Source organism: candidate division WOR-3 bacterium, from assembly GCA_039803925.1.
In the GTDB taxonomy this organism is placed as follows: domain Bacteria; phylum Hydrothermota; class Hydrothermia; order Hydrothermales; family JAJRUZ01; genus JBCNVI01.
Genome location: JBDRZL010000015.1, coordinates 22931 through 44173, shown reverse-complemented (window position 1 = coordinate 44173; position 21243 = coordinate 22931). Strand labels below are relative to the sequence as shown.

The following is a 21243-nucleotide window of genomic DNA, read 5'->3' as shown; positions in this document are numbered from 1 at the left end:
ATACTGCTTTTTAAAGGTTCTATTCCATAAATCCATAAGGGAGAAAATAATGCCAACATATCTTATAAGAATTAAGGAAGGAGATTTAGAATTAGAAATTCAGGGTGACAGGGATTTTGTTGAAAGAAAATTTAAGGAATTTTTAAAAACTTTTTTTAAAAAGTTTCCTGAAAAGAAGTATATTGAAAAAGAGAAATATGAAGAGGGTGATTTAGAAAAAACAAAGGATTATTTTAAAAATTTTAAAATAAAAAGTAATACTGAAAAAATGTTACTTGCTGCGAGATTCCATTATGAGAATTTTGGAAGAAAATCTTTTACACTTTCTGATATAAAATCAATCTATAAAATAATGAAATGGAAAATAACAAAAAATCCCTCAACCTTTTTACAGAAATTTAGAGAAAAAAATTTTATTTATTCTTTACCTAAAAAGAGGAACGGAAAACCACTTTATGTTTTAACTGAGAAAGGATTAGAATTCACTGAAAGTTTGAGGAAGTAAATTAGTATATGATTCAAATTGATGGTTCTTACCTTGAAGGTGGAGGTCAGATTTTAAGGATTTCTCTTTTTCTTTCACTATTAACAAATAAACCCTTTTATATTTATAACATTAGAAGGGGAAGATCAAATCCAGGCCTAAAAAACCAACATTTACATATTATAAAATGTTTAAAGGAGATATCTGATATAAAGGTAGAAGGTGATACTTTAAATTCCCTTGAAGTTAAATTTTTTCCTGGAAAAATTAAAGGTGGAAAGGTTAAAATGGATTTTAAAACCGCTGGTTCAATTCCCCTTTTTTTACAGACAATTTTCCCTGTTTCCCTTATATCTGAAAAACCTTTATATCTTGAAATACAGGGGGGAACTGATGTAGAAGGTGCACCTACCTTTGATTATTTCAGGTTTCATTTCTTACCTTTATTTGAAAAGATTCTTTTTGAAAAGGAAATTTTTATTATAAGAAGGGGATATTACCCACAGGGTGGAGGTTTTGTTAAACTTAAATTTCATGGAAAACTTGATAAAATAAATTTAAATTTCGGAAAAGGAGAACTAAAAAAAATACTGGGTAAATTATCAGGTTCAATAATTTTGAAAGAAAGAAGAGTTCTTGAAAGAATGAAAGAATCCTTTTTAAAGAAAATTAAAGAAATAAATGTTATTAAGGAAATTGAAATATCTTATGAGCAATCCCTTTCACCTGGATGTGCTTTTTTTATCAAGGGAATTTTTGATGGTAATAGAGAACTTGCTCTTGATATATTATGTAAAAAAGGAGTAACTTCTGAAAAACTGGGTGAAGAAATTGCTGATAGATTTTTACTTCTTTTAAAAAGGGGTGATTCTCCTGATCCAAATCTTTCTGACCAGTTAGTTCCTTTTCTTTGTTTGTATGGAGGACAAATTTTTGTTCCAGAACCAACAAGACACTTTGAAACAGCAATCTGGACATGTAAACATTTTTTAAATTTTGAAGTAGAAAGAAAAGAAGGTTTTTTTAAATTTATTCCTCTCTGATAATTTCACCTTTTTTTAAATAATAGGCTTTTCTTTTTTTTTCAAAGATATCAGAATAGGTGTGACTTGATATACAGATTATTTTTCTATCAAGATTTTTAATGATATAATCTTCAAGAATTTTTACTCCCTTTTTATCAAGTGCATTAAAAGGTTCATCAAGATATAAAAATAGAGGGTCGTGGATTATTGATTTTATTAAGGAAATCCTCTGAAGCTGACCTCTTGAAAGTTCCTTTACTTTTTTGCGGAGATACTCACCTGTTTCAAAAATTTCAGAAATTTCAAAAATTACATCTTTTTTTATATTATAAAATTTTGAGGCAAATTCGAGATTCTCAAGACAAGTTAAGTCAGGATAAAGAAAGGGATTATGAGTTGAAAAACCTATATTTTTTAAAATTTTTTCTTGATTATCTCTTATTTTTTCTCCCATGTAAAATATTTCTCCGCCTGAGGGGAAAAGTAAAAAGGAAAGAATTTTAAAGAGAGTTGTTTTACCCGCACCGTTGTCACCTATGAAAAGATAAAGACCTTTTTCTTTTATTTCAAAATTTACATTTTTTAAAACATAAGTTTTTCTAAAAATTTTTTTTAAATCAATTACTCTGAGATAACTTCCTTTTTCTTCCATTTTCTTCTAAAAATAAAAAGCAAAAATATTAAAAACAAAATTAATAAAAGAAAAGGTGGAATAAAATTCTTTAACCCTTCATCTTTCTTGACTTTAATTTCAAAAGATAAAATTTCGTTAGCTTTTAAATTTTTAAAGGAATAAACAGAAAAGTTCCCCTGTGGTGTTTGTAAATTTTCTTTTTCAAAATTTATCTTTGTTTTTAATTCAAGTTCCTTTGGTAGCATAACAAGAAATTCATTTGTTATAAAGGGAATTTTTCTTTCAAATTTAATCTTGTCAAAGGTAAGGTGATAAAGCAAAGAAATTGTTTTTAACCCCGGTTTAAACCCTTCCTTATATATGAAGGAATTTTCAATGAGTTTAAATTCAAAAGGAAGAACACCCTGTGGAGAAAAAATATGTGTAGCATTATGAGGAAGAGGTATTCTAAATTCTCTTTTAACTGTTTTGTTATGAGCATTAAAAAAATTGTAAACTTCAATTACCTGAATTAATCCAGGTGACGGTATAAAAGCAATATGTGCTCTCTGCAAAACCATCTGCTCATAATTGGAAACAGTGTCATAGACACTTAACCTTATTTTGTCATCATCCTTAAGTATTGGATCAGTTCTGTATCTTACATTTTGATAGTTAACTTTCACAATATATATTCCCTTTTTATCATTTTTGAATAAAAATTTACCCTCATGGTCAGTTTTTGTGAAAGAAGAATCAATAAGTGAGAGAGTAGAGTCAAGTTCATAAAATGTAACTTTATAATCCTTTAAGGGAATAGAGTCTTTTAAAAGAAGTTCCCCTTTTAAAATTATTGAAAAAAATAATAATGTTATTTCCATGTTTATTTATACTATTTTTGAATTCATAATTTCAAATTTATTCATTTAAATATTCAAAAAAGAATTCCCCTAATTTTTTTATATTTTCTATACTTATCTTATCCCATGTATCTTCTTCTGTGTGCCAGTAAGGGTAGTCAAAATCAATTAAAAGAATAACCTTTTCCCCTTCCCTTAGAAGGGGTAAATGGTCATCAATTATGTAGTGTTTTATATTTTTGAACATAAAATCTTTTTTCTTTTTTTCTGCAAAATTAAAAATTTTTAAGGTTAAATCCGGTGCTGATTCATATGAAAAACCCTCCATAAAAATTTCAAGGTTTTTGTCACCGATCATATCAAAAATGACTCCCCATTCAATTTTATAATTTTTTGTTTTTGCAAAATGTTTTGAACCGTAAAGAGGTGCGTTATAACCGAAATCTTCCCCGTCAAAGAAGACAAATAGAAAATTTTTATGAGTTTTTTTAAGTAAATTTGCCAAATATAAAAGTAAAAGAACACCTGAACCTGAATCATTTGCTCCTTCTATACCAGGCTTTGTATCATAGTGGGTTCCAAGAAGTATGAAATTTCCTTTTCCTTTTTTAAATATTAAATTAAAAAATTTATACCCATCTTCATAGAAAGAGTCAATCTCAGATTTAAATCCCATTCTTTCAAATTCCTTTAAGAGAAATTTTCTCAAACTTTCATGTGCATAAGTTCCAGGAACTCTTGGTCCAATTGACATTAAAAAATTCATATAAAAAAATAAAATTGAATCTTTTATCATTAAAATATTGAAAAGGGGAAAGTTTTTATGTCAACCCCAATACAGAAAATTCCCTTTTTTGGGGGTATTATTACCCATCTATCCCTAATCATAACTTTATCAAGTTTTTTATTAGCCTTTAAGTCAAAAATAAAAGCTTCAAGAGGTTTTCCCTTAAAAAGAATTTTTATATTATCTTTTTCCTCTGAATAAAGGTATATATAAAGCATATTTTCTTTAACATCCATATAAATAAAATTTGTATCTTCATTTTTTATTTCAAAAATTGAAGAAAGTTCCTTTTTAGGTAAGCCTTCAAAAATAATGGGTTTATATTTATACTTCATATACTCAAGGATTAAAGATTCAGAAATTTTCTTTATATCAAAGCTTACCTTTCCTTCAAAAATAAGTTTCAAGGTATTGTTATATTTTTTAACACCTATTCCAGGTATTGTTTTTATAAGATATCTGTTATCACCATCAATAATAAGAAAACCGGAATAGGTTTTCTCAAGAGTCAATTCCTCTAATTCAAAGAGGGAAAATTCCCTAATATTTAAGTTCTTTTCACTACCTATTAAAATTTCACATTTATTTATATTTTTTAGTTTTCCTCTTATTTTTAAAAGGTTATCATGAGGAATTAATGTAATTGAATAATCGTAAGATTTATCACTCAATCTTAATTTTGATTTAGTTTTAATAAAGTTTTCCTTTATAACTTCTTCTTCAAAAATTCCACCTTTAAGTTCACCTTTTTCACCAATTAATTTTGTAAGAATTAAAAGTTCATAAAATTTTATGTTACCTCTATTATAAATTCTAAAATCCAGATTTTTTTCATAGGATTCTTCTTCCTTCAATTCTGAAAAGGAAAAAGGTTTAGCTTCTGCTTTATAAAGTTTGTTATTTATTATTCTGTAATAATTAAATTTATAGGGTAAAGGATTGAAGACTGAGAATTTTTTACTATTATCAAGAAAATCTTCTTTTAACTTTTTACCATATTGCTTTATTTCCCTTATTTCTTCCTTTAAAAGTTCGATATTTTCTGAATTATAGAGGGTTAAAAAATTTTTTATTTTTTCTTTAATATAATAATTTGAAATATTAGGATTTTCAATTTTTAATACTGTGTTTAAAATATGGTATTTAAAAATAACTTCTTCAAGTTTTTTAAAATATGGAAAACTTTTCTTGATTTTGACTTCTGATTTAAATTCATACAATTCACCCTTATCAGGAATACTTGATGTTATCTCTTCAATAGAGAATAAATTTTTACTTATATCTTCATTTATTAGAAAGGAATCAAGAAATACAATTTTTGAGTCAGAAGAAACATTAACTATTTTTATATCATTTTCAATATCATTCCTTATTAAGTAGGGTCTTTTTACAGGAACTCTTGAAAATATGAATTCTATGCCAAATCCCTTTAAAAGTGCTAAAAATCCTTTAGGAAGTTTATTTATATAAGGCAAGTAAAGTGTTCTTTCTCCTGAAAAACTTTCCTTCAATTCTTCAAAAATAATTTTAAAGTTTAAAATCAAGGAAAAGGAATCAATAACATTTACTGGAATAAAGTAATAAAGTGTGTTTAAACCAATTTTTTTTAATCTAAGGGGAAGATTTATTTTAATTTCTTCTAAAATGTTTTCTTTATAAAATCTAAGGAAAAAGGAAGTATTTGCTCCTAAATATATATATCTTAGATTTCCCTTTTCCATTTCCTGTAATAATTTCTCAAATTTTATTCTCCATTCTGGATAACTTAAATTGTAACTTTCCTCGTAATTTGTATCCAAAACAGGAATAAAAAATTTTTCTTCTTTCATAATTTTTTCAATATTCTTTCAGATTTTGAAATGTAATCAAATTTATCATTAAATTCAAAGGGAAGGAATTCTGTTTTACCAAGAACAAGAAACCCCCCTTTTTTCAGGCTATTATATAGATTTTCGAATACAATTTTTTGTTTATCCTTAATAAAATATATAACAACATTTCTGCAAAGAACGAGGTCAAAATTAAAAAGTGGTGGTTTTTTTATTACATCATGAAGAAAAAATGTAATATTTTTTTTCAAATACTCAACTATTTTATATTTTTCATTTATTTTAGAAAAATATTTTTCAATAAATTCCTTAGGTGTTTCAATAAACTTATCAGGGGAATAAATCCCTTCTTTTGCCTTTTCAATTATTTCACTATCAATATCCGTTGCCAATATTTTGTAGTTTTCTATTTTTTCTTCATTTAAAATTATAGCTAAGGAATAAGGTTCTTCTCCAGAAGCACATCCAGCACTCCATATATTAATTGTTTTTCTATTTCTTAACTCAGGTATAATTAACCTTCTTATCTCTTCAAAGGTAGTTTTATTTCTGAAAAAGTATGATACATTTATTCCTATTTCATCTATAAATTTTTTTCTTTCTTCAAAATCACTTTCCAGTTTTTCAATATAATCGAAAAAATTTGAAAACCCGCTTTTCCTCATCCTTACTCTTATTCTTCTTTCAAGGTAACTATCTCTGTAATAGGATAAATCAATACCTGTTTTTTCAAGTATTATTTCTTTTATACTTTTTAAATCAAACATTAATAGTTTTTCTGATAATTTCAACATTTCTTTTTACCACTCTGTTTTCAGGTTCAATTTTTAAGATCTCTTCAAAATATTTAAGAGCATTTTCGTATTTACCTTCTTTTAAATAAATATTTCCCATTCTGAATAAGGCTTCCTTGTTGAGTTTATCAATTGATAAAACTTGTGTGTATAGATTTTTACATTCATCAAATTTTCCCTTTTCGTAATAAAAATCAGCAAGGGCGAGTTTATACTTTATATTTGATGGAGATAGTTTCATAGCATTTTTCAAAAATTCTTCAGCTTCCTTTATTTTCCCTAAAGCTCTGTATGATAAACCGAGACCATAATTAACTTCAGGATTTTTCGGATCATAGCCTTTTATTATTGAAAGTATCTCTATAACCTGAAGAAACTTTTTTTCATTATAAAGTTTCTGAGCAAGAAGAATATAAGGTGTTTTTAAGAAAGATTTTTCCTTCATTAATGCTCTTATTATTTCCTCTGACTTTTCTTTTTCCCCAATTTTTTCAAAATAAATTGCCTTATTAAGTAAGAATCTTTCATCATCAATTTTGCTTTCATCTAGCTCTTTTATAATTTTTTCTGCTTCCTCTAACCTTTTAGTTTCGAGGTAAATATAAAGCAAATTGTTAAGTATTTTTGGATTAAGTGGGTCTAATTTTAATGCTTCATTTAGATAAGAAATTGCTTTTTCGAACTCCTTTTTATAAATAAAAAGAAGCCCTAAATAAAAATAACCTTCTGGTTTATGGGGAGCAAGTTCATTGAGTCTTTTAAATTCTCTTTCAGCCTCTTCCAATAATCCTGTTTTTAAAAAGGCATACCCTAAGTTTATATGTTCAAGAATTTTTGCTTTTGAAACTTCTTCCTTTTCAATTTTTTCTTTTGTTTCTATAACCCCTTTTAAGAGGAGATTTTTAAAAGCCTCAGCAAGGTCAAAGAGATTTTCACCTGTTTCCTCTAAAATTTCTTTTACAGTTTTTTTTTCATCAATTCGTTCAATAATTTTAGCTTCTTTTTCATCTTTTGGCTCATAGGTTTTGTCTTTTAAAAGACATATTTCATTTAAGGATGGAATAATATCTTCTATTTTTCGCCATTCATCAAAGGTTCTTGCAGATTCTAAAAGTAGATAAGAAGGATCAATAGAAACAACAGGTCTTTCCTTTGGAAATTCATCAGGTTCAAAGTTAAAATATCCATCATTCCATGAAATTGCATTGGCAACAAATTTTTTAATTTCCTCTTCATAGGTTTTTTTAATTTCCTTTTCTGGAACATTAAGTTCTAAAAGAGCACTTCCTATATTTGGTTTTCCTTTTTCAACAAGTGATTTGGCTTCTTTTAACTTTTCCTCATCAATTATTCCTTTCGCTAAAAGAATTTCCCCTATTCTCTCAGGTCTATTAACCATTTTACCATATATTACTATTCCCCCTTTAAAATATAGTTCTAAAAAATCTTCTCCATTTGTTACTGATAACCTTCCTGTTTTTTTACCCATAACCATCAACTGAACCACATCAGAAAAAGGCACCTCTTTAAGAGAACCTCTCATGGGTAATCCTCAAAAATTCTTTCTTCTATTATTTCAATATCAAAAATCATATTACTTTTCTCATTAACTGAGATTCCCTTTAGAATTTTTTCAATTTCTTCTTTTTTTACTCTATTTTCAATTTTTTTCTGAGTTTCCTCAAGATAATCTTCAAATTCTTTTAAATCAAAAAAATCTTTATTAAGAATTTCTTCTTTCAGATTTTCATCGAAATTCAAGTTTTCTTTTTTTATTTTTTCCTTTAAAATTTCTTCAAGTATTTTTTTATCTGGTTTTTTTAAAGAAACATTTTTTGAAGATTCAAATAATTTTTTGTATTTTTCTGGTAAATAGATTTCTTCAGGATTTTTCTTTATTCCTATTAAAAATTTTTTTCCCTTATTTTTTTCTTCTATAATTAAAGGTAAAATTTTATCTCTTAAATCCTCAACGTCAAAAAATATTTCCGCATCATCTATCACAATAAAATTATAATCTTTAAAAATTGTATTAAGTTTACTTTCTTCTTCAAAGAATAAATCCGATATGTCATTTGAGTGGTAAAAAACTTTTTTCTTTTCTTTATTTATTTCATAAGCATAAAGAAGATGAGTTGAAAGTCCCCTTCTTCCCTGAGAGAAGATAAGTAGAATCTCAGGCTTACCTTCTCTTGCTTGTTTTTTTATTTCTTCAAGAACATTCCTGTTATACTCAGATTCAATTATAAATACTTTTTCTTCTTCTTTTACTTCTATAACTTCTTCAATTTCTTCAGTTTCCTTTATTGCTTCTTCTAAAATTATTGGCTCTTCTTTTTTTGAAACCCGACTCTTTATTTCTTCTATCCATTTTTCAACCTCAAAGACCCTATCAGGATCAAAAAGAGCTTTTTCAATTTCTATATCTTGAACTCCTATTTCACCATAAATTTTTTGATACTCAATCAGTTTTGTAACATCGCTGATAAATTTTCTGTATTCTTCTTTTAAAATCTGCAAGTCTTTCACTCCTATAAGTTTTTTGAGTCTATCAATTTTAAATCCCTTCATTTCCCATATATAAATTTTTTCCTTTAAGGCTGTTTTTAAAGCTTCCTCTTCCCTTGCAACTATTTCTAATTTTTCAAGGCTTTTTTCAATTTCAGGAATTATATCTGAAAAGAATAGTATAGGAAGTGATATTCCTGTTATCTCTTCTATATCTTTTTCTTCAATTTTTTCTTTTGAAATAAACCTTAAAAAAATTTTATTTATATCACCTTCTATTTCTCTTATATTTTTGTAGTTTTTCCTTGAAATTAAATTAATAAATCTTTCCTCTAATTCTATTCCTCTTTTAATTAGTTTCTCTTTTATTATGATTTTGATGTCTTCCTCATCAGGTGGCAATATTTCTATTAAGAGACCCCCTTTTATCCTTGATAAAAGTTCGAAAGGTAGGTCCTTTAATTCATTATAGGGAACTGAGGAAGAGAGAATTATTTCAACTTCATTTGCAAGAAGTATTTCAAAATTATTCGTGAACTCCTCAATTATTTCACTTTTTATTTTTGAAAAATTTTCAAAATTATCAATGATTAAAAATCCCTTTTTAAAATCGTATATTTTTTCATAATTTTTTTCAAATTCTTTTGGTATGAGAAAAATGTCCTTAATGTTTTTTTCTCTTAATCTGTGTGTAAGGGCAGTTACAAGGTGGGTTTTACCCATTCCTGGTTCTGAGTATATAAAGACTGGATTGAAAACAAGTGGATCTTCTATTATGGTTTCAAGTGCTCTTTTTGCCATTCTATTTCCTTTGTATTCCACAAAGTTTTTAAAGGTAAATCTTGGATTTAAAAGAGTCATTTTTTCAAAAGTTCATTTATCCTTTTTGCAAGTTTTTTTGCCTGAACTTCTACCATTCCCAGTATAGTTCTATCATCAAAAAAGGTGGTAAGGAGCAGGTCTTCTCCAACCAGGGTGTAATATATATTCCAGCTGTTACCTTCCTGAAAAAAAGTTATAAAATTTTTTTCTCCTATTATTCTTGCCAATTCTCTTGTGCTTTGAAAAATTCCTGCAAGGAGTGCTGATATTGCAAGGAGATTAAAGGGAGTTTTAAAGCCTGAAGAAACAAGCAATTGTCCTGAAAGGGTAGAAAGCATTGAAGAGTGTGTGTTTGCTCTGTATGTAAAATCATCAAGTAATTTCTGTAATTCAACAAATTCTTCAACACCTAAAATTAAAGTGTCTTTATTCACATATATATTTTAAAATAATTTTCCCTTTTATTTCCCCTTTTCAAAAATCAAATGGTAACTAATAGAAAATAAAAGTAATGTCCAGGTCCCTTTCAGGTAGGTATAGGGTTTAAAAAGATGTGGGAATTCAGTGCCTGTAAGCTTTAAAACAAGTGCTATTATAAAAGTAATAAGGGAAAGTATAAATATTATTTTTGAGATGTTCATTTTTTAACCTCTTTTTTTAAAAAGGGCTTGAACCTTATAATTATATTTTAAAATATTTGACTGAATTTGTAAAGTTATTATAAAATTATAAAAAAGGAGGAGGGTTAAATCCCCTACAATTTAAAAATAACAATTGGAGGACTAAAAATGGCTAAAAAAAATCCCTTTGAAGTTGCTCAGGAGCAGCTTGATAGAGCTGCCCAAGTTTTAAAACTTGAGCCTCATATTCATGAGATGTTAAGGTGGCCTATGCGGGAAATACATGTTTCTATACCTGTTAGAATGGATAATGGAACTGTTAAGGTGTTTAGAGGGTTCAGGGTCCAGTATAATGATGCTCTTGGGCCAACAAAAGGTGGTATAAGATTCCATCCTGAGGAAACTATTGATACTGTTAGAGCACTTGCAGCCTGGATGACATGGAAAACAGCACTTATGGATTTACCTTATGGAGGGGGAAAGGGTGGTGTTGTATGTAATCCAAAAGAAATGTCTCAAAGGGAACTGGAAGAACTTTCAAGAGGATATATAAGAGCTATAGCTCAGGTTATAGGACCTGAAAAAGATATTCCTGCTCCTGATGTTTACACAAATCCCCAGATAATGGCTTGGATGATGGATGAATTCAGCAAAATAAGACAGTATAATGCCCCTGGGGTAATTACCGGGAAACCTTTAAGAATAGGTGGTTCTGTTGGAAGAAATGATGCTACTGCAAGAGGTGGTATGTATGTATTGAGAGAAGCTGCTAAAAAACTCGGGATAGACCTTAAAAAAGCAACCTGTGCAATTCAGGGATACGGAAATGCAGGATACTTTGCCCACAAACTCATAACAGAGATGTTTGGAACAAAAGTCATTGCTGTCAGTGATTCAAAAGGAGGAATTTTTAATAAGAAAGGTCTTTTATTTGAGGAAGTTTTTGAACATAAAAATAAAACAGGTTCTGTGGTTGGTTTTAAAGGAAGTGAAAAAATAACAAATGAGGAACTTCTTGAACTGGATGTGGATATTCTTATTCCGGCAGCACTTGAGGAGGTTATAACAGGAGAAAATGCAAAAAGAATAAAGGCTAAAATAATTTTAGAGCTTGCAAATGGACCTGTTACTCCTGAAGCTGATGAAATTTTGCATAGGAAGAATATTTTATTTTTACCTGATTTTCTTGCTAATGCAGGTGGTGTTACTGTTTCTTACTTTGAATGGGTTCAGAATATTACTGGGTTGTACTGGGAAGAGGAAGAGGTTTATTCAAAACTTGATAATAAAATGACAAAGTCCTTTAATGCTGTCTGGGATGCTATGAAAGAATTTAATGTTGACCCCAGAACTGCTGCATATGCAGTTGCTGTGAGAAGAGTAGTTGAAGGAATGAAATTGAGAGGCTGGGTGTAATTAAGGAGATATATAACAGGGGGTAAGGGAGAGTATTATTCTCCCTCCCCCTTTTAAATTTTTAATCATCAGTTAAATTAAAAAAAGAAATTTAAAAAATAGATTTAGGTAATTATTAGTTGAAGATTAATTTTGTTTAGAAAGTAAAATATAATCTTTTTTCAGGTGATTTGGTTTAAAAGGGATATTTTCTGTGTGGTTAAATTAAAGAAAAAGTTTGGTTTTGTGCTTACAAATCTTTAAAAGGGTAGATGAAAAAAAATATGAGAAAATGCCCATATTGAAAGATTTAAAAAAGATTTTAAAAGTAACATTTTTTAGGAGGCACTTTTTGTAATCTTGCTGAACCGGAAAAATTAATTAAAACCATATAAATCTTTAAATAAAATTTCTCACTCTGATTATTTTAATTTGAGTTAAAATTTAGTAAAAAATTTTTCCTGGATTCAAAATTCCCTTTGGGTCAAAAATTTTTTTAATATCTTTATGAATTCTATATAAATAAGGTGATATTTCCCTTTTAAATCCTTCCTTTTTTAAATAACCTATTCCATGTTCTGCAGTTATTGTTCCACCATGTTTTATTATTAGTTCCCATATATTTTTTGAGATCTTTCTAATTAACCCTTTTTCTTCCTTTTTATAAGTCAAATTTATATGTATATTTCCATCACCAAGATGACCGAATATATAACCTTCTTTATTATAATCCTTTAGAATTTTTTTGATATTCTCAATAAATTCTATAGCTTTTGTTAATGTTATACCTAAATCCTCTGAATGAACTTTAAAACCCATTTTTTCTGTTTCATAAAACATATTTTTTCTTATATTCCACATTCTTTCAATTGTATTTTTATCATCTCCTATAAAAATGTTATTTATTTTTTCTTTTTCTGTTAGCAAATAAAATCTTTCAATAATTTTTTCTATATCTTTTTCTCCTCCCTCAAAACTGATAAAAAGTATAGAACTTTCTGATTGAAAAAATTTTTCAATTTTATCTTTCACTAAATTAAAACAACTTTTATCCATAAATTCAATTACTGAAGGGAAAAATTTATTTTTTATAATTTTTTTTACAAACTCAAAAAGTTTATTATTTTCTTCAAATCCAAGCATTATAAGAATCTCTTTTTCAGGCTTTGGAATTACCTTAAGAGTAACCTTTGTAAATAATGCAAGTGTGCCTTCAGAACCACACAAAAGATTCAACAGGTTGTAACCAGCTTTCCATTTTCTTGTTTTTTTACCTATGGTTTCTATATTTCCATTTGGAAATACACATTCCAGTTCAAGAAGGTAATTTGATGTAACACCATATTTATAAGCCTTAGGACCACCTGCATTTGTTGCAACATTACCACCTATGGTACATGAATCAAGACTCATTGGATCAGGTGGATAAAAAAGATCAAAGGATTTAAGAACTTTATTAATTTCTCCTGTAACTACACCAGGTTCAAGAACCACATACTGATTTATTTCATCAATATCAATAATTTTATTCATCCTTTCAAAGGATATAACACCACCTTTTAAGGGAACAGCTCCGCCTGAAAGACCTGTTCCCCCTCCTCTCGGTGTTATTGGAATTTTATACCTAAAGCAGTATTTAACAAATTCGGAGACTTCTTCTGCTTTTTCAGGTAGAAATACAAATTCAGGTATTTTACCCTTAACTTTTGATTCGTCCTCAGAATATTTACTTAATAAATCTTTATCTCTTAATAATTTATTTTCAAATTTAGATAAAATTTCTTTTATTTTTGATTAAGGTCTTAATCCCTTCATTCCAATTACAGCAAAGGCTGCGGCCCCAAAAAGAAGAAACAGGAAGAAGACTACACCAATCGGTATTAAAACTACAAGCACCGCCTTAGGAAGATCAAGTTCATGAACAATCTGTGTTACCTTTATGGCAACAATTACCATCCATATTGAGGCAATGGCACCAAGAAAAAAGCCTATAAAAGGTATAACTGTAACCCATTGAATTATATCAGACATTGCAAGAGGTTTAAAGTAAGAGAGGTAATCTCCTTTACCGCCGAAGATTTTTGCAATAATCCACAATATTCCAACCCCAATAAAAAATCCAATCACAGCAACAATTGGACCAGTGATTATACCTGGAATAAACTTAAAAGAACCAATTGAACTTGCAAGTCCCGCAATAGCAACAATTAAAATTGAAAAAGTTAAATATTCAGGTTTTTCAGATACTTCCTTTATTACATCTTCTTTTAATTGTAAAATTGAAAGAGCCTTTTCAACTATTTTTCCGAAATCCATTTTTTTCCTTTCTAATTTTTAGGATTTGAACCTTTTATTCAAAAAATTTTAACACAATTTTAATTCTAAAATCAAAATTGTTCTTTTCCTTATTAAGTTCGGGGTTATTTATATAAAAAGGTAAATATATTTTTAACATAAAATTCTTAAAGTTTTTTTTAAAGTAAATTCCTGAATCCCAAAGATTGAAGTCACCCCATAAAATCTTTTCATAAAAAATTCCAAAAATTTTGAAACCTGAAGAAAAGGAAAAAGATAAAACATTTTTAAATCTTACAAATTTATAACCTTTTAAATAAATTCCTTCCTCACCTGTAAAGGTATAATCAGAAGATAAAAGAGAAATTCTTTCAAAAGGGGAACTCAAGATATCATAAGAGGAAATGGAATAATTGTTAAAGAACTCCTGTAAAGGGAAATGGCCCTCAATTCTGCCGTAAAAAAATTTTATATTTATAAGGTCAAAAGGATTTATGTAAGATAAATAGGGATAAAAAGGGCTAAAAGAAAGTTCATATTTTATAAAAAATTTTTTAAAGTTATAATCTCCTGAAAATCTTTGGGGATAAAAAGAAAAATTAACGGTAATCTCATTATAAAATAAGTCAGTAACAGGGAAAATATAAAATCCAAAATTAAAACCTGCATAATTTGCATCCTCAAAAAATTTACTTTCTTTTTTTGAGTTTTTATAAATAAATTCTGAAAGAAAAATTCCTTTTTTAGGATCCAATAAATATTCCTGATATCTTTTTTTAAAACCTATTTTTAGGAAATAATTACTTTCAAAAAATAGAGAATTTAAGTATATGATATTCTGGGGAAAAACAAAAGGAAAACTTATGCTATATTTAAGGTTATAATAAATATCCTTTCCCTTTGCAGAATAGAAAATTTCTCCATTAAGAGAGGGATATTTTTTTAAATAGGAAAAGGTAAAATTAAAACCAGGGGAAATGTAAGAAAAAGGTGAATAAAATAAAAAAGGAAAATAATTTAAATAAAATCCGTTTTCTTGAGGGGTATGATTTAAGGATAATTTTCTTTCAAAATTAACTGGATAAAAGTTATTTATTCTTTTTATATCAAGGGAAAAATTATAAGGGTCAAGAATTATTTTTTCAGGTTCAAAATCAGTTTGAATTTTTATAATAGTATCTCTTTTGAAAAAATCTATTTTTGTTTTAAAAGTATCTTTCCCTTTTAAAAGAAATAAACTGATTGGATAAATTGTATTACCATTATTTTTAATTTTAATCTCATTTAACCATTTATCTTTTTCTTTAAATTTTTTAAATTTTACAATCTCATAATCATTTAAAGGTAATCCCTTTACATATATATTTTTTATCTCTTTTAAAGATTTTCCGTAAATTTCCTCTGCTACTTTAAATAAACTGTCAGTATCGGGATGTTTAAATCTAAATCTTATGTAGTATTCCTTTAGAAATTTTTCAAAATTTTCTTCTCCCATTATATCAAAAAGCATTGCATAAATATGAGAGCCTTTTGAATAAACTGAAAAATAATTATTTTTAAAAGCATAAGAAGCCGTTAAAAGAATATCATCAAAACCCTCCCTTATTGTTTCAGTTATATTTTTTGAATTCTCATAGAAAATTTTTAAATTTTTTTTCTTTTTAAATTTGTAATAATCAGTTATAAAAGAAGTGCCTCCTTCATCAAGCCATGCTTCATCTTCCTGATTTGAAGCAAGAATCCCCATAAAATATGTGTGACCAATTTCATGAAGAATTAAATCAAATGTATCTCTACCACATAAGGCAAGACCAGGATACTCCATTCCTCCCATAATTAAACCATCAACAATCTTTAGCCATTTATAAGGATATTCACCAAATATTTCTTTTAAATAGTTATATGCCCTTACTCCCCTTATTAAAAAAGAATCTTTGTAAGATTCATTTTTTTTCCTGTAAAAGGCAATAATATGAGTATTATCAATTATAGTATCCTGATATAGAAAATCTGGATCACAAGAGAAAAAGTAATCTATTACATTTTCTGCTCTAAAAATTACTTCTTTAAATCCATCTTTTTTAACTGTATCATTTTTTGAAATACATTCTCCAACACCTGCAACAATAAAATTACCAGGAACTTTAATCTTAACAATATAATTGGAAAAATTGTGATAAAATTCAGCATTGAAGTGCCATTTTCTATTATGCCATCCCTTTTCATCAAAAACACACATAACAGGATAAAATTGACCAAAATCATAGTGGTTTTTACTATAACCTGATCGGTATCTAAATAAAGATGGAACCTTACTTTTAAAATATATCTCAAATTTTATTGAATCCGATGGTTTTAGATCCTCTTCAAGGGATACTAAAAGCAAAGTTTCATCTATTTTAAATCTAACCTTTTTATTTTTAATTTTTACTGAATCTATTTCTATATATCCGTCTTTATAAAAAAAATTTCCTATTATTCTTATAAATGAAATAAGATAATCCTTGAAAAAACTTTTATAGGCATATGTGTTAAGATTTTTGTAAGCATTGTTATATAAATGAAGATATAACTCCTTTAGAATATAAGGGGAATTATTTTTATAGGTTATTTCCTCATAACCTCTCAAAATATCCTTTAAAGTGTCAAGTTCTAAATCCATCTTGTAATTTACTTTCTGTTCCCAGAGTAGAATAAAAAATATAAGAAGACTCATTTTCTGTATATTACACAGAAATTGTCATCCTGCCATAATTCAATTTCTTTAACATCAAATACTTCTTTTATAATCTCATAAAAATATTCTGCAATATTTTCTGTTGAAGTGGGAAAGGGAAATCTTTCATTTAAATTTTCTCCTTCATTGGGCAAAAGCTGATCTATAAATTTTTTAATTTCCATAAAATCAATTGTATAACCTTCATCATTTCTTTCATTGGCATTGATCGATACTATAAGCGTATAAAGGTGTTCATGAAGCTCTTCTTTTTTCCCTTTATAAGATAGGAGGGCATGTTTTGCCCTGAAACTATTTTTATATTTCAATATAAAAGCCATTATAAAAGCCCTCTTTTTTTTCTTAAATATATTTCAATTGAGTAAAAGGTTATAAATAATAATAAGAGAAAAATACTTTTTGAGGAAAATATTTCTTTTTTAGAAATTTTTTCTTTCTCCTTTGTTTTATAATCGTAATTCAGAGGTATCTTTTCTCCACCTGTAGAGAGTCTCGCTGATTCAAGAAATTGAATATCAAAAAATTTGGGCTTTTCTTTTTCTTCTTCTATTTCTAAATTAAAAGTGTTATTAAAAATTTTTATAAGGTATTTACCCTTTTTAAAATTTATTAAAGGTGATTCATAGATATTTTCTGTTTCTTTTTTAAGGGAGTATTTTTTTCCATTTATGTAAAAAGACAAAAGGGGAGGGTTATCACCAAAACTTTTAATAAAAAAGGATAAACTGAATTCACCTTCTGATTCTTTTTCTGAAAAAAGAGGAACTATTTTTGGATCTAAATTGGAAAAAAAATTTTTTCTTATTATTTCTATAAATTTTTTTTCTAAATTTCTCTCTGAGGCGAGATTTATTTTCCATAAGTCAGGTGTTGATATTATCAAATTTTTTTCTTTAGCTAAAATTAAAGGCAATTTTTTGTTATCTAAGAAAAAATAAAAAAGTGTATCTCCCTTTAAATTTTTTTTAAATTCAATTTTTTCAATATTAACTTTTTCTTCAAACCCAAAATCAAATTCTCCTTCAAGAAAAGTGTCAGGATAGGGGATAAATATTTTCGGTAAATCCCTTTCCCTTTCTGTGAATATATCAATATAAAAGTCATAATCGGTATTCATTTTATTATAAGTTTTTCCTTTAATTTCCATTTCAATATCAGCATTGAGATAATTTTTAAAAAATCTATTTAAAAAGCCCATGACAGGATAAAAGTTATCAGATGTTAATTTTATTTTGAAATTTTCATCAATATCAGTAACATAAAAATTTTTTGTTAAATTTTGAGTTTTAAAGGTTATTTTTCTTGTTGAATTGGGCTTAAATTCTGGAAAATAGTATTTTTCCTTTAATATTTTTATGCTTTCCTTTTTTATTTTATTTTCATAAACTTCAATTTCAATGTTATCTCCTTCAATTAAAAAACCCTCTTTTTTATTTTTTCTAATCAAATATATGGGTGTAATTTTGAAATCTTCTTTTTTAAAATATTCTGGGAAAAAATAATTAAACCTTATTTTATTTTTCATTAAAAGATTCAAAATTTCTCTTTTTCTTTCATAATCAAAATATCCTAAATAAAATATATCTTCCTCCCTTATTTTTTTAAGTAAATTAATAAAATCGCTTTCACTTTCAAGCTTTTCTTTTCTGAAAATTTTTAAATCTTTATTTTTTTGGTATTCTTTTTCAAAATTTTTTTCAACTAAAAGAAGGGGTTTAATTTTTCTTTTTTCTTCAATTTTAAAAACAAAATCTGTGAGAAAAAGAAATAGAAAAAAAAGAGAAAGAGTTCTTAAGGTAAACAAAATTTTTTTATTCTTTTCTCTTCTGTATAGTAAAAGTGAAACAAAGATTGAAAATAGGAGACTAAAAACTAATTGATATATCAATTTTGTGAAGGTCTTCTAAAATTCCTGAAGGAATATAGGAGTAAGAAAGCGAAACTCTCTTTATTGTTAAAATCAAACCTGTGCCAAAACCTGTTATAACTCTGTGTAATCCCTCAAATTCAACAAGGTCTTTTCTCCTTGAGTCATAATTTAAAATTATGTTTAAAAATTTATTTAATTCATAAAGAAAAGATAATCTATAGGAAAAGAGGTTTTCTTCCAAGGAAAAGCCAGTTGAGGGGATGAATTTATTGAGATTTGCGGAAAAAGAGAAGGATAATTCATAGGGCGCCGGGCTTGCTTTTTTATTTGTTGAAAATCCCAGATTTCTTATATCAAGGGAGCCTCTTAAAGGAATTTCTTTAAACAAAAATTCTTTTAGAAGTGATAAATCAATGGCAAAAGCAAGTGAAGAGAATTCTTTTAATTTCACATATAGAACTTTTACTCCCAATCCTTTTTGTATTTCAAAAGTTTTTTTGAAGGGAATAAAGGGAAAGTTTAATATAAAACCTATATGTGTGGGGTTAATTATTTCACCTGTTTTAAAACCGAAGGAATCAATAACTTCAAATTTTCCTGCATTGTATGAAAAAATAGCAAAATAAAATTTTTTATAATTTCCTGCGAAATAAAGGGTATTTATATCTAAAATATATGGGGTGTATCCACTTGAGATTTTTATTTTTGTTGTTTCATCTATAAAAATAGGTCTATAAAATATTTTATTTGTTTCAAAATGTTTTAAAAAATGGTTATCTCTAAGGAGTGCCTGAGTTCCAGAGTAAGGAATATTTACAAAGTCAAAAGTTGTAAATGAAAAAAATAAAATAAAAATTTTCATTCTTAAAATCATAAAATAAATTGAAAAAAAAGTTCAAGTTTTATTAATTTTTATTGATGGGATTTTTATATAAATTCCTTGAGAAATTGGAAAAGAAAGTAGAAGGGGTTTCATGGAGTAAAGTTATGATTTATGCTTTTGCCTTTCTTTATTTAAGACAGGTTATTGAAACATCACTTCAATGGAATTTAAGGGTAGGAACTTATCTTCTTTTCTGGGATTCAGTGAGATTACTTTTGCTTGATTATCCAATTTTTTATATTAATGTGTTTTTAATTTTTGTTTTGATTCTAAAATTTTTTACTTATGAAAATGAAGAAAAGCTTTTAAAACTTGTTTTTTTATTCAGTCCTTTAACTCTTTTACCACCGATATATGACTTTATCTTTCAGGGCGGTGGAATGAGATACTCCTATCTTTTTCAAACCCCCCTTGTTCTAAAAAACCTTTTTTCTGATACCTGGACACAATATGCACTTTATTTTTCAAGAGGTCAGTTTTTAGAGATATTAGCAGCGTGTTTTTTATTATCTTTATACCTTTCTTTAAAAAATAAGAATTTTTTATTTTTTCTATTACTTCCTCTTCCTTTTATTTTAATTGTGCTTCTTGGTTCCCCTTTTTATATTTCTAATTATCTATTAAAAGATAGAACAATTTTTATGCAGGGTGGGTTTTTGTATTACAGAAGTGATAAGGTTTTGCTTTACAATTTATTAATTTTTTTATTTTTGACAAGATTTTATAAATTAAAATTTTTTGAACTGAAACTTCATTTTTCCTATTATTCTATTTTTGCAATTTTCGGATTTTTAACAGCTTGGCAAAAAATTGATTTTAAAAATCTTTATTTTTTTGATTATTTATTTATTTTGCTTATTTTTTTTATTATATCAATAAAAAGAGAAAATTTATTTTCATACCTTTTATCAATTTTAATTCCGATAACTTTTACAAATGTTCCTTTTATTTTTCTAATTTCCTATTATCTTTTTGAAAAGGAATTTTTCCCGATTTTCATAAGAGATTTTCTTTTAACTTTTTTTGCTTTTTATTCCTCAGCAGGTTTTATTTTAAAAACAAGAGTTCATCTTGCCTATCCCTTTTATTATCCATTATTTATTTCTCTTTTAATAAGTCTATCTAACATTAAAAAAGAATTCAAAAAATTTAAGATAGCTTTATCTCTTTTACTTTTAACAGGTTTTTTTTTAAAAAATAAAAATTTGTTTGAGAGTGAATTGTTTTCAGATTTAATAAAAGAAAATGAAATCAAATACAGTTTAACGAGTGATCCTGCTTATCTTTATGATTTATGGTCTTTATATATGGGTAAAGGTAATTTAGAAAGAGTAATTTATATAACACAAAAATTACCTTTTGAGTTTTCTCCTGCTGATTACTATGGAAAATGGGCTGATCTTTATATTTTAATGGATGAAAAAGCAAAAGCAGAAGAATTTGCAAAAAAATCAAGTTACCTCGGTAACCCATTTTATCTTCTTACCCTTGGAGAATTAATGATTGATGAAAATCCATTATATTCCAGAAAACTCCTTGAAAAATCCATTTATTATAAAATATCCCCTTTAAGGTCAATAATTCTTCTTGAGTTTTTATACAGGAAAGAAAAAGATATAAAAGCACTCAGAAAAATTAAAGACATTAAAGAAAAACTTGATTTTTTCCAAAATTTAAAGTAATTTATTATAATAAGGTCCAATTCCTAAAATTTTTGTGTT

The 21243-nt window shown here is 26.8% G+C and carries 19 protein-coding genes; 4 read left to right on the top strand and 15 right to left on the bottom strand.

The window, feature by feature from the left end; all coding sequences use genetic code 11:
* Positions 1-49 precede the first annotated feature (49 nt).
* On the top strand, positions 50-505 hold the full coding sequence (locus ABIN17_06955) for a hypothetical protein (protein ID MEO0284787.1): 456 nt from the start codon (positions 50-52) through the stop codon (positions 503-505).
* 8 nt (positions 506-513) lie between these two features.
* The gene (gene rtcA, locus ABIN17_06950; protein ID MEO0284786.1) at positions 514-1527 is read left to right on the top strand and encodes an RNA 3'-terminal phosphate cyclase; all 1014 of its coding nucleotides are present in this window, start codon (positions 514-516) and stop codon (positions 1525-1527) included.
* Here the strand turns inward: rtcA and ABIN17_06945 are convergent.
* Genes ABIN17_06945 through ABIN17_06905 form a run of 9 tightly spaced genes read right to left on the bottom strand, consistent with a single transcriptional unit; the run spans position 1514 to position 10363 of the window.
* Entirely contained in the window at positions 1514-2161 is a 648-nt protein-coding gene (locus ABIN17_06945; protein ID MEO0284785.1) for an ABC transporter ATP-binding protein, read from the bottom strand. The two genes, rtcA and ABIN17_06945, sit on opposite strands and share 14 nt — an antisense overlap.
* Positions 2131-3003, bottom strand: a complete 873-nt coding sequence (locus tag ABIN17_06940; GenBank protein MEO0284784.1) for a hypothetical protein — start codon at positions 3001-3003, stop codon at positions 2131-2133. The genes ABIN17_06945 and ABIN17_06940 overlap by 31 nt, the downstream gene beginning before the upstream one ends.
* A 37-nt stretch (positions 3004-3040) precedes the next feature.
* A complete protein-coding gene (locus ABIN17_06935; GenBank protein ID MEO0284783.1) occupies positions 3041-3748 on the bottom strand; it encodes a M28 family peptidase in 708 nt (235 codons plus the stop codon).
* A 29-nt stretch (positions 3749-3777) separates the two neighbouring features.
* A complete protein-coding gene (locus ABIN17_06930) occupies positions 3778-5598 on the bottom strand; it encodes a hypothetical protein (protein MEO0284782.1) in 1821 nt (606 codons plus the stop codon).
* Positions 5595-6365, bottom strand: a complete 771-nt coding sequence (locus tag ABIN17_06925; protein ID MEO0284781.1) for a protein-glutamate O-methyltransferase CheR — start codon at positions 6363-6365, stop codon at positions 5595-5597. The genes ABIN17_06930 and ABIN17_06925 overlap by 4 nt, the downstream gene beginning before the upstream one ends.
* Entirely contained in the window at positions 6358-7935 is a 1578-nt protein-coding gene (locus ABIN17_06920) for a tetratricopeptide repeat protein (protein MEO0284780.1), read from the bottom strand. Before ABIN17_06920 ends, ABIN17_06925 begins: the two co-directional genes overlap by 8 nt.
* A complete protein-coding gene (locus ABIN17_06915) occupies positions 7932-9761 on the bottom strand; it encodes a DnaA/Hda family protein (GenBank protein ID MEO0284779.1) in 1830 nt (609 codons plus the stop codon). Before ABIN17_06915 ends, ABIN17_06920 begins: the two co-directional genes overlap by 4 nt.
* Complete coding sequence (locus tag ABIN17_06910; protein ID MEO0284778.1) at positions 9758-10156, bottom strand: hypothetical protein; 399 nt, start codon at positions 10154-10156, stop codon at positions 9758-9760. Before ABIN17_06910 ends, ABIN17_06915 begins: the two co-directional genes overlap by 4 nt.
* 27 nt (positions 10157-10183) lie before the next feature.
* On the bottom strand, positions 10184-10363 hold the full coding sequence (locus tag ABIN17_06905) for a hypothetical protein (protein MEO0284777.1): 180 nt from the start codon (positions 10361-10363) through the stop codon (positions 10184-10186).
* 147 nt (positions 10364-10510) lie between these two features.
* On the opposite strand from ABIN17_06905, the gene ABIN17_06900 reads away from it, so the two are divergent.
* The gene (locus tag ABIN17_06900; protein MEO0284776.1) at positions 10511-11758 is read left to right on the top strand and encodes a Glu/Leu/Phe/Val dehydrogenase; all 1248 of its coding nucleotides are present in this window, start codon (positions 10511-10513) and stop codon (positions 11756-11758) included.
* A 423-nt stretch (positions 11759-12181) separates the two neighbouring features.
* On the opposite strand, the gene ABIN17_06895 is transcribed toward ABIN17_06900, so the two are convergent.
* The 6 genes from ABIN17_06895 to ABIN17_06870 all read right to left on the bottom strand — a co-directional run bounded on the left by ABIN17_06895 (position 12182) and on the right by ABIN17_06870 (position 19501).
* Complete coding sequence (locus ABIN17_06895) at positions 12182-13429, bottom strand: FAD-linked oxidase C-terminal domain-containing protein (GenBank protein MEO0284775.1); 1248 nt, start codon at positions 13427-13429, stop codon at positions 12182-12184.
* 102 nt (positions 13430-13531) lie between these two features.
* Positions 13532-14053 (bottom strand): YIP1 family protein, encoded by a 522-nt coding sequence (locus ABIN17_06890; GenBank protein ID MEO0284774.1) that lies wholly within the window; start codon positions 14051-14053, stop codon positions 13532-13534.
* Between the two features lie 34 nt (positions 14054-14087).
* On the bottom strand, positions 14088-16748 hold the full coding sequence (locus ABIN17_06885) for a M1 family metallopeptidase (GenBank protein ID MEO0284773.1): 2661 nt from the start codon (positions 16746-16748) through the stop codon (positions 14088-14090).
* Complete coding sequence (locus ABIN17_06880) at positions 16745-17089, bottom strand: 6-carboxytetrahydropterin synthase (protein ID MEO0284772.1); 345 nt, start codon at positions 17087-17089, stop codon at positions 16745-16747. The genes ABIN17_06885 and ABIN17_06880 overlap by 4 nt, the downstream gene beginning before the upstream one ends.
* Complete coding sequence (locus tag ABIN17_06875; GenBank protein MEO0284771.1) at positions 17089-18657, bottom strand: hypothetical protein; 1569 nt, start codon at positions 18655-18657, stop codon at positions 17089-17091. The genes ABIN17_06880 and ABIN17_06875 overlap by 1 nt, the downstream gene beginning before the upstream one ends.
* Complete coding sequence (locus tag ABIN17_06870) at positions 18635-19501, bottom strand: hypothetical protein (protein MEO0284770.1); 867 nt, start codon at positions 19499-19501, stop codon at positions 18635-18637. Before ABIN17_06870 ends, ABIN17_06875 begins: the two co-directional genes overlap by 23 nt.
* 56 nt (positions 19502-19557) lie before the next feature.
* Here ABIN17_06870 and ABIN17_06865 point away from each other — a divergent pair, with 56 nt between their 5' ends.
* Entirely contained in the window at positions 19558-21204 is a 1647-nt protein-coding gene (locus ABIN17_06865; GenBank protein MEO0284769.1) for a hypothetical protein, read from the top strand.
* Positions 21205-21243 lie beyond the last annotated feature (39 nt).

What these genes read in the sequence shown, in the direction of transcription:
- ABIN17_06870 (MEO0284770.1), bottom strand. Translation starts at nt 19,501, where the DNA reads ATGAAAATTTTTATTTTATTTTTTTCATTTACAACTTTTGACTTTGTA.
- ABIN17_06915 (MEO0284779.1), bottom strand. Translation starts at nt 9,761, where the DNA reads ATGACTCTTTTAAATCCAAGATTTACCTTTAAAAACTTTGTGGAATAC.
- rtcA (MEO0284786.1), top strand. Translation starts at nt 514, where the DNA reads ATGATTCAAATTGATGGTTCTTACCTTGAAGGTGGAGGTCAGATTTTA.
- ABIN17_06920 (MEO0284780.1), bottom strand. Translation starts at nt 7,935, where the DNA reads ATGAGAGGTTCTCTTAAAGAGGTGCCTTTTTCTGATGTGGTTCAGTTG.
- ABIN17_06900 (MEO0284776.1), top strand. Translation starts at nt 10,511, where the DNA reads ATGGCTAAAAAAAATCCCTTTGAAGTTGCTCAGGAGCAGCTTGATAGA.
- ABIN17_06925 (MEO0284781.1), bottom strand. Translation starts at nt 6,365, where the DNA reads ATGTTTGATTTAAAAAGTATAAAAGAAATAATACTTGAAAAAACAGGT.
- ABIN17_06930 (MEO0284782.1), bottom strand. Translation starts at nt 5,598, where the DNA reads ATGAAAGAAGAAAAATTTTTTATTCCTGTTTTGGATACAAATTACGAG.
- ABIN17_06865 (MEO0284769.1), top strand. Translation starts at nt 19,558, where the DNA reads ATGGGATTTTTATATAAATTCCTTGAGAAATTGGAAAAGAAAGTAGAA.
- ABIN17_06935 (MEO0284783.1), bottom strand. Translation starts at nt 3,748, where the DNA reads ATGAATTTTTTAATGTCAATTGGACCAAGAGTTCCTGGAACTTATGCA.
- ABIN17_06940 (MEO0284784.1), bottom strand. Translation starts at nt 3,003, where the DNA reads ATGGAAATAACATTATTATTTTTTTCAATAATTTTAAAAGGGGAACTT.
- ABIN17_06945 (MEO0284785.1), bottom strand. Translation starts at nt 2,161, where the DNA reads ATGGAAGAAAAAGGAAGTTATCTCAGAGTAATTGATTTAAAAAAAATT.
- ABIN17_06885 (MEO0284773.1), bottom strand. Translation starts at nt 16,748, where the DNA reads ATGAGTCTTCTTATATTTTTTATTCTACTCTGGGAACAGAAAGTAAAT.
- ABIN17_06905 (MEO0284777.1), bottom strand. Translation starts at nt 10,363, where the DNA reads ATGAACATCTCAAAAATAATATTTATACTTTCCCTTATTACTTTTATA.
- ABIN17_06880 (MEO0284772.1), bottom strand. Translation starts at nt 17,089, where the DNA reads ATGGCTTTTATATTGAAATATAAAAATAGTTTCAGGGCAAAACATGCC.
- ABIN17_06890 (MEO0284774.1), bottom strand. Translation starts at nt 14,053, where the DNA reads ATGGATTTCGGAAAAATAGTTGAAAAGGCTCTTTCAATTTTACAATTA.
- ABIN17_06955 (MEO0284787.1), top strand. Translation starts at nt 50, where the DNA reads ATGCCAACATATCTTATAAGAATTAAGGAAGGAGATTTAGAATTAGAA.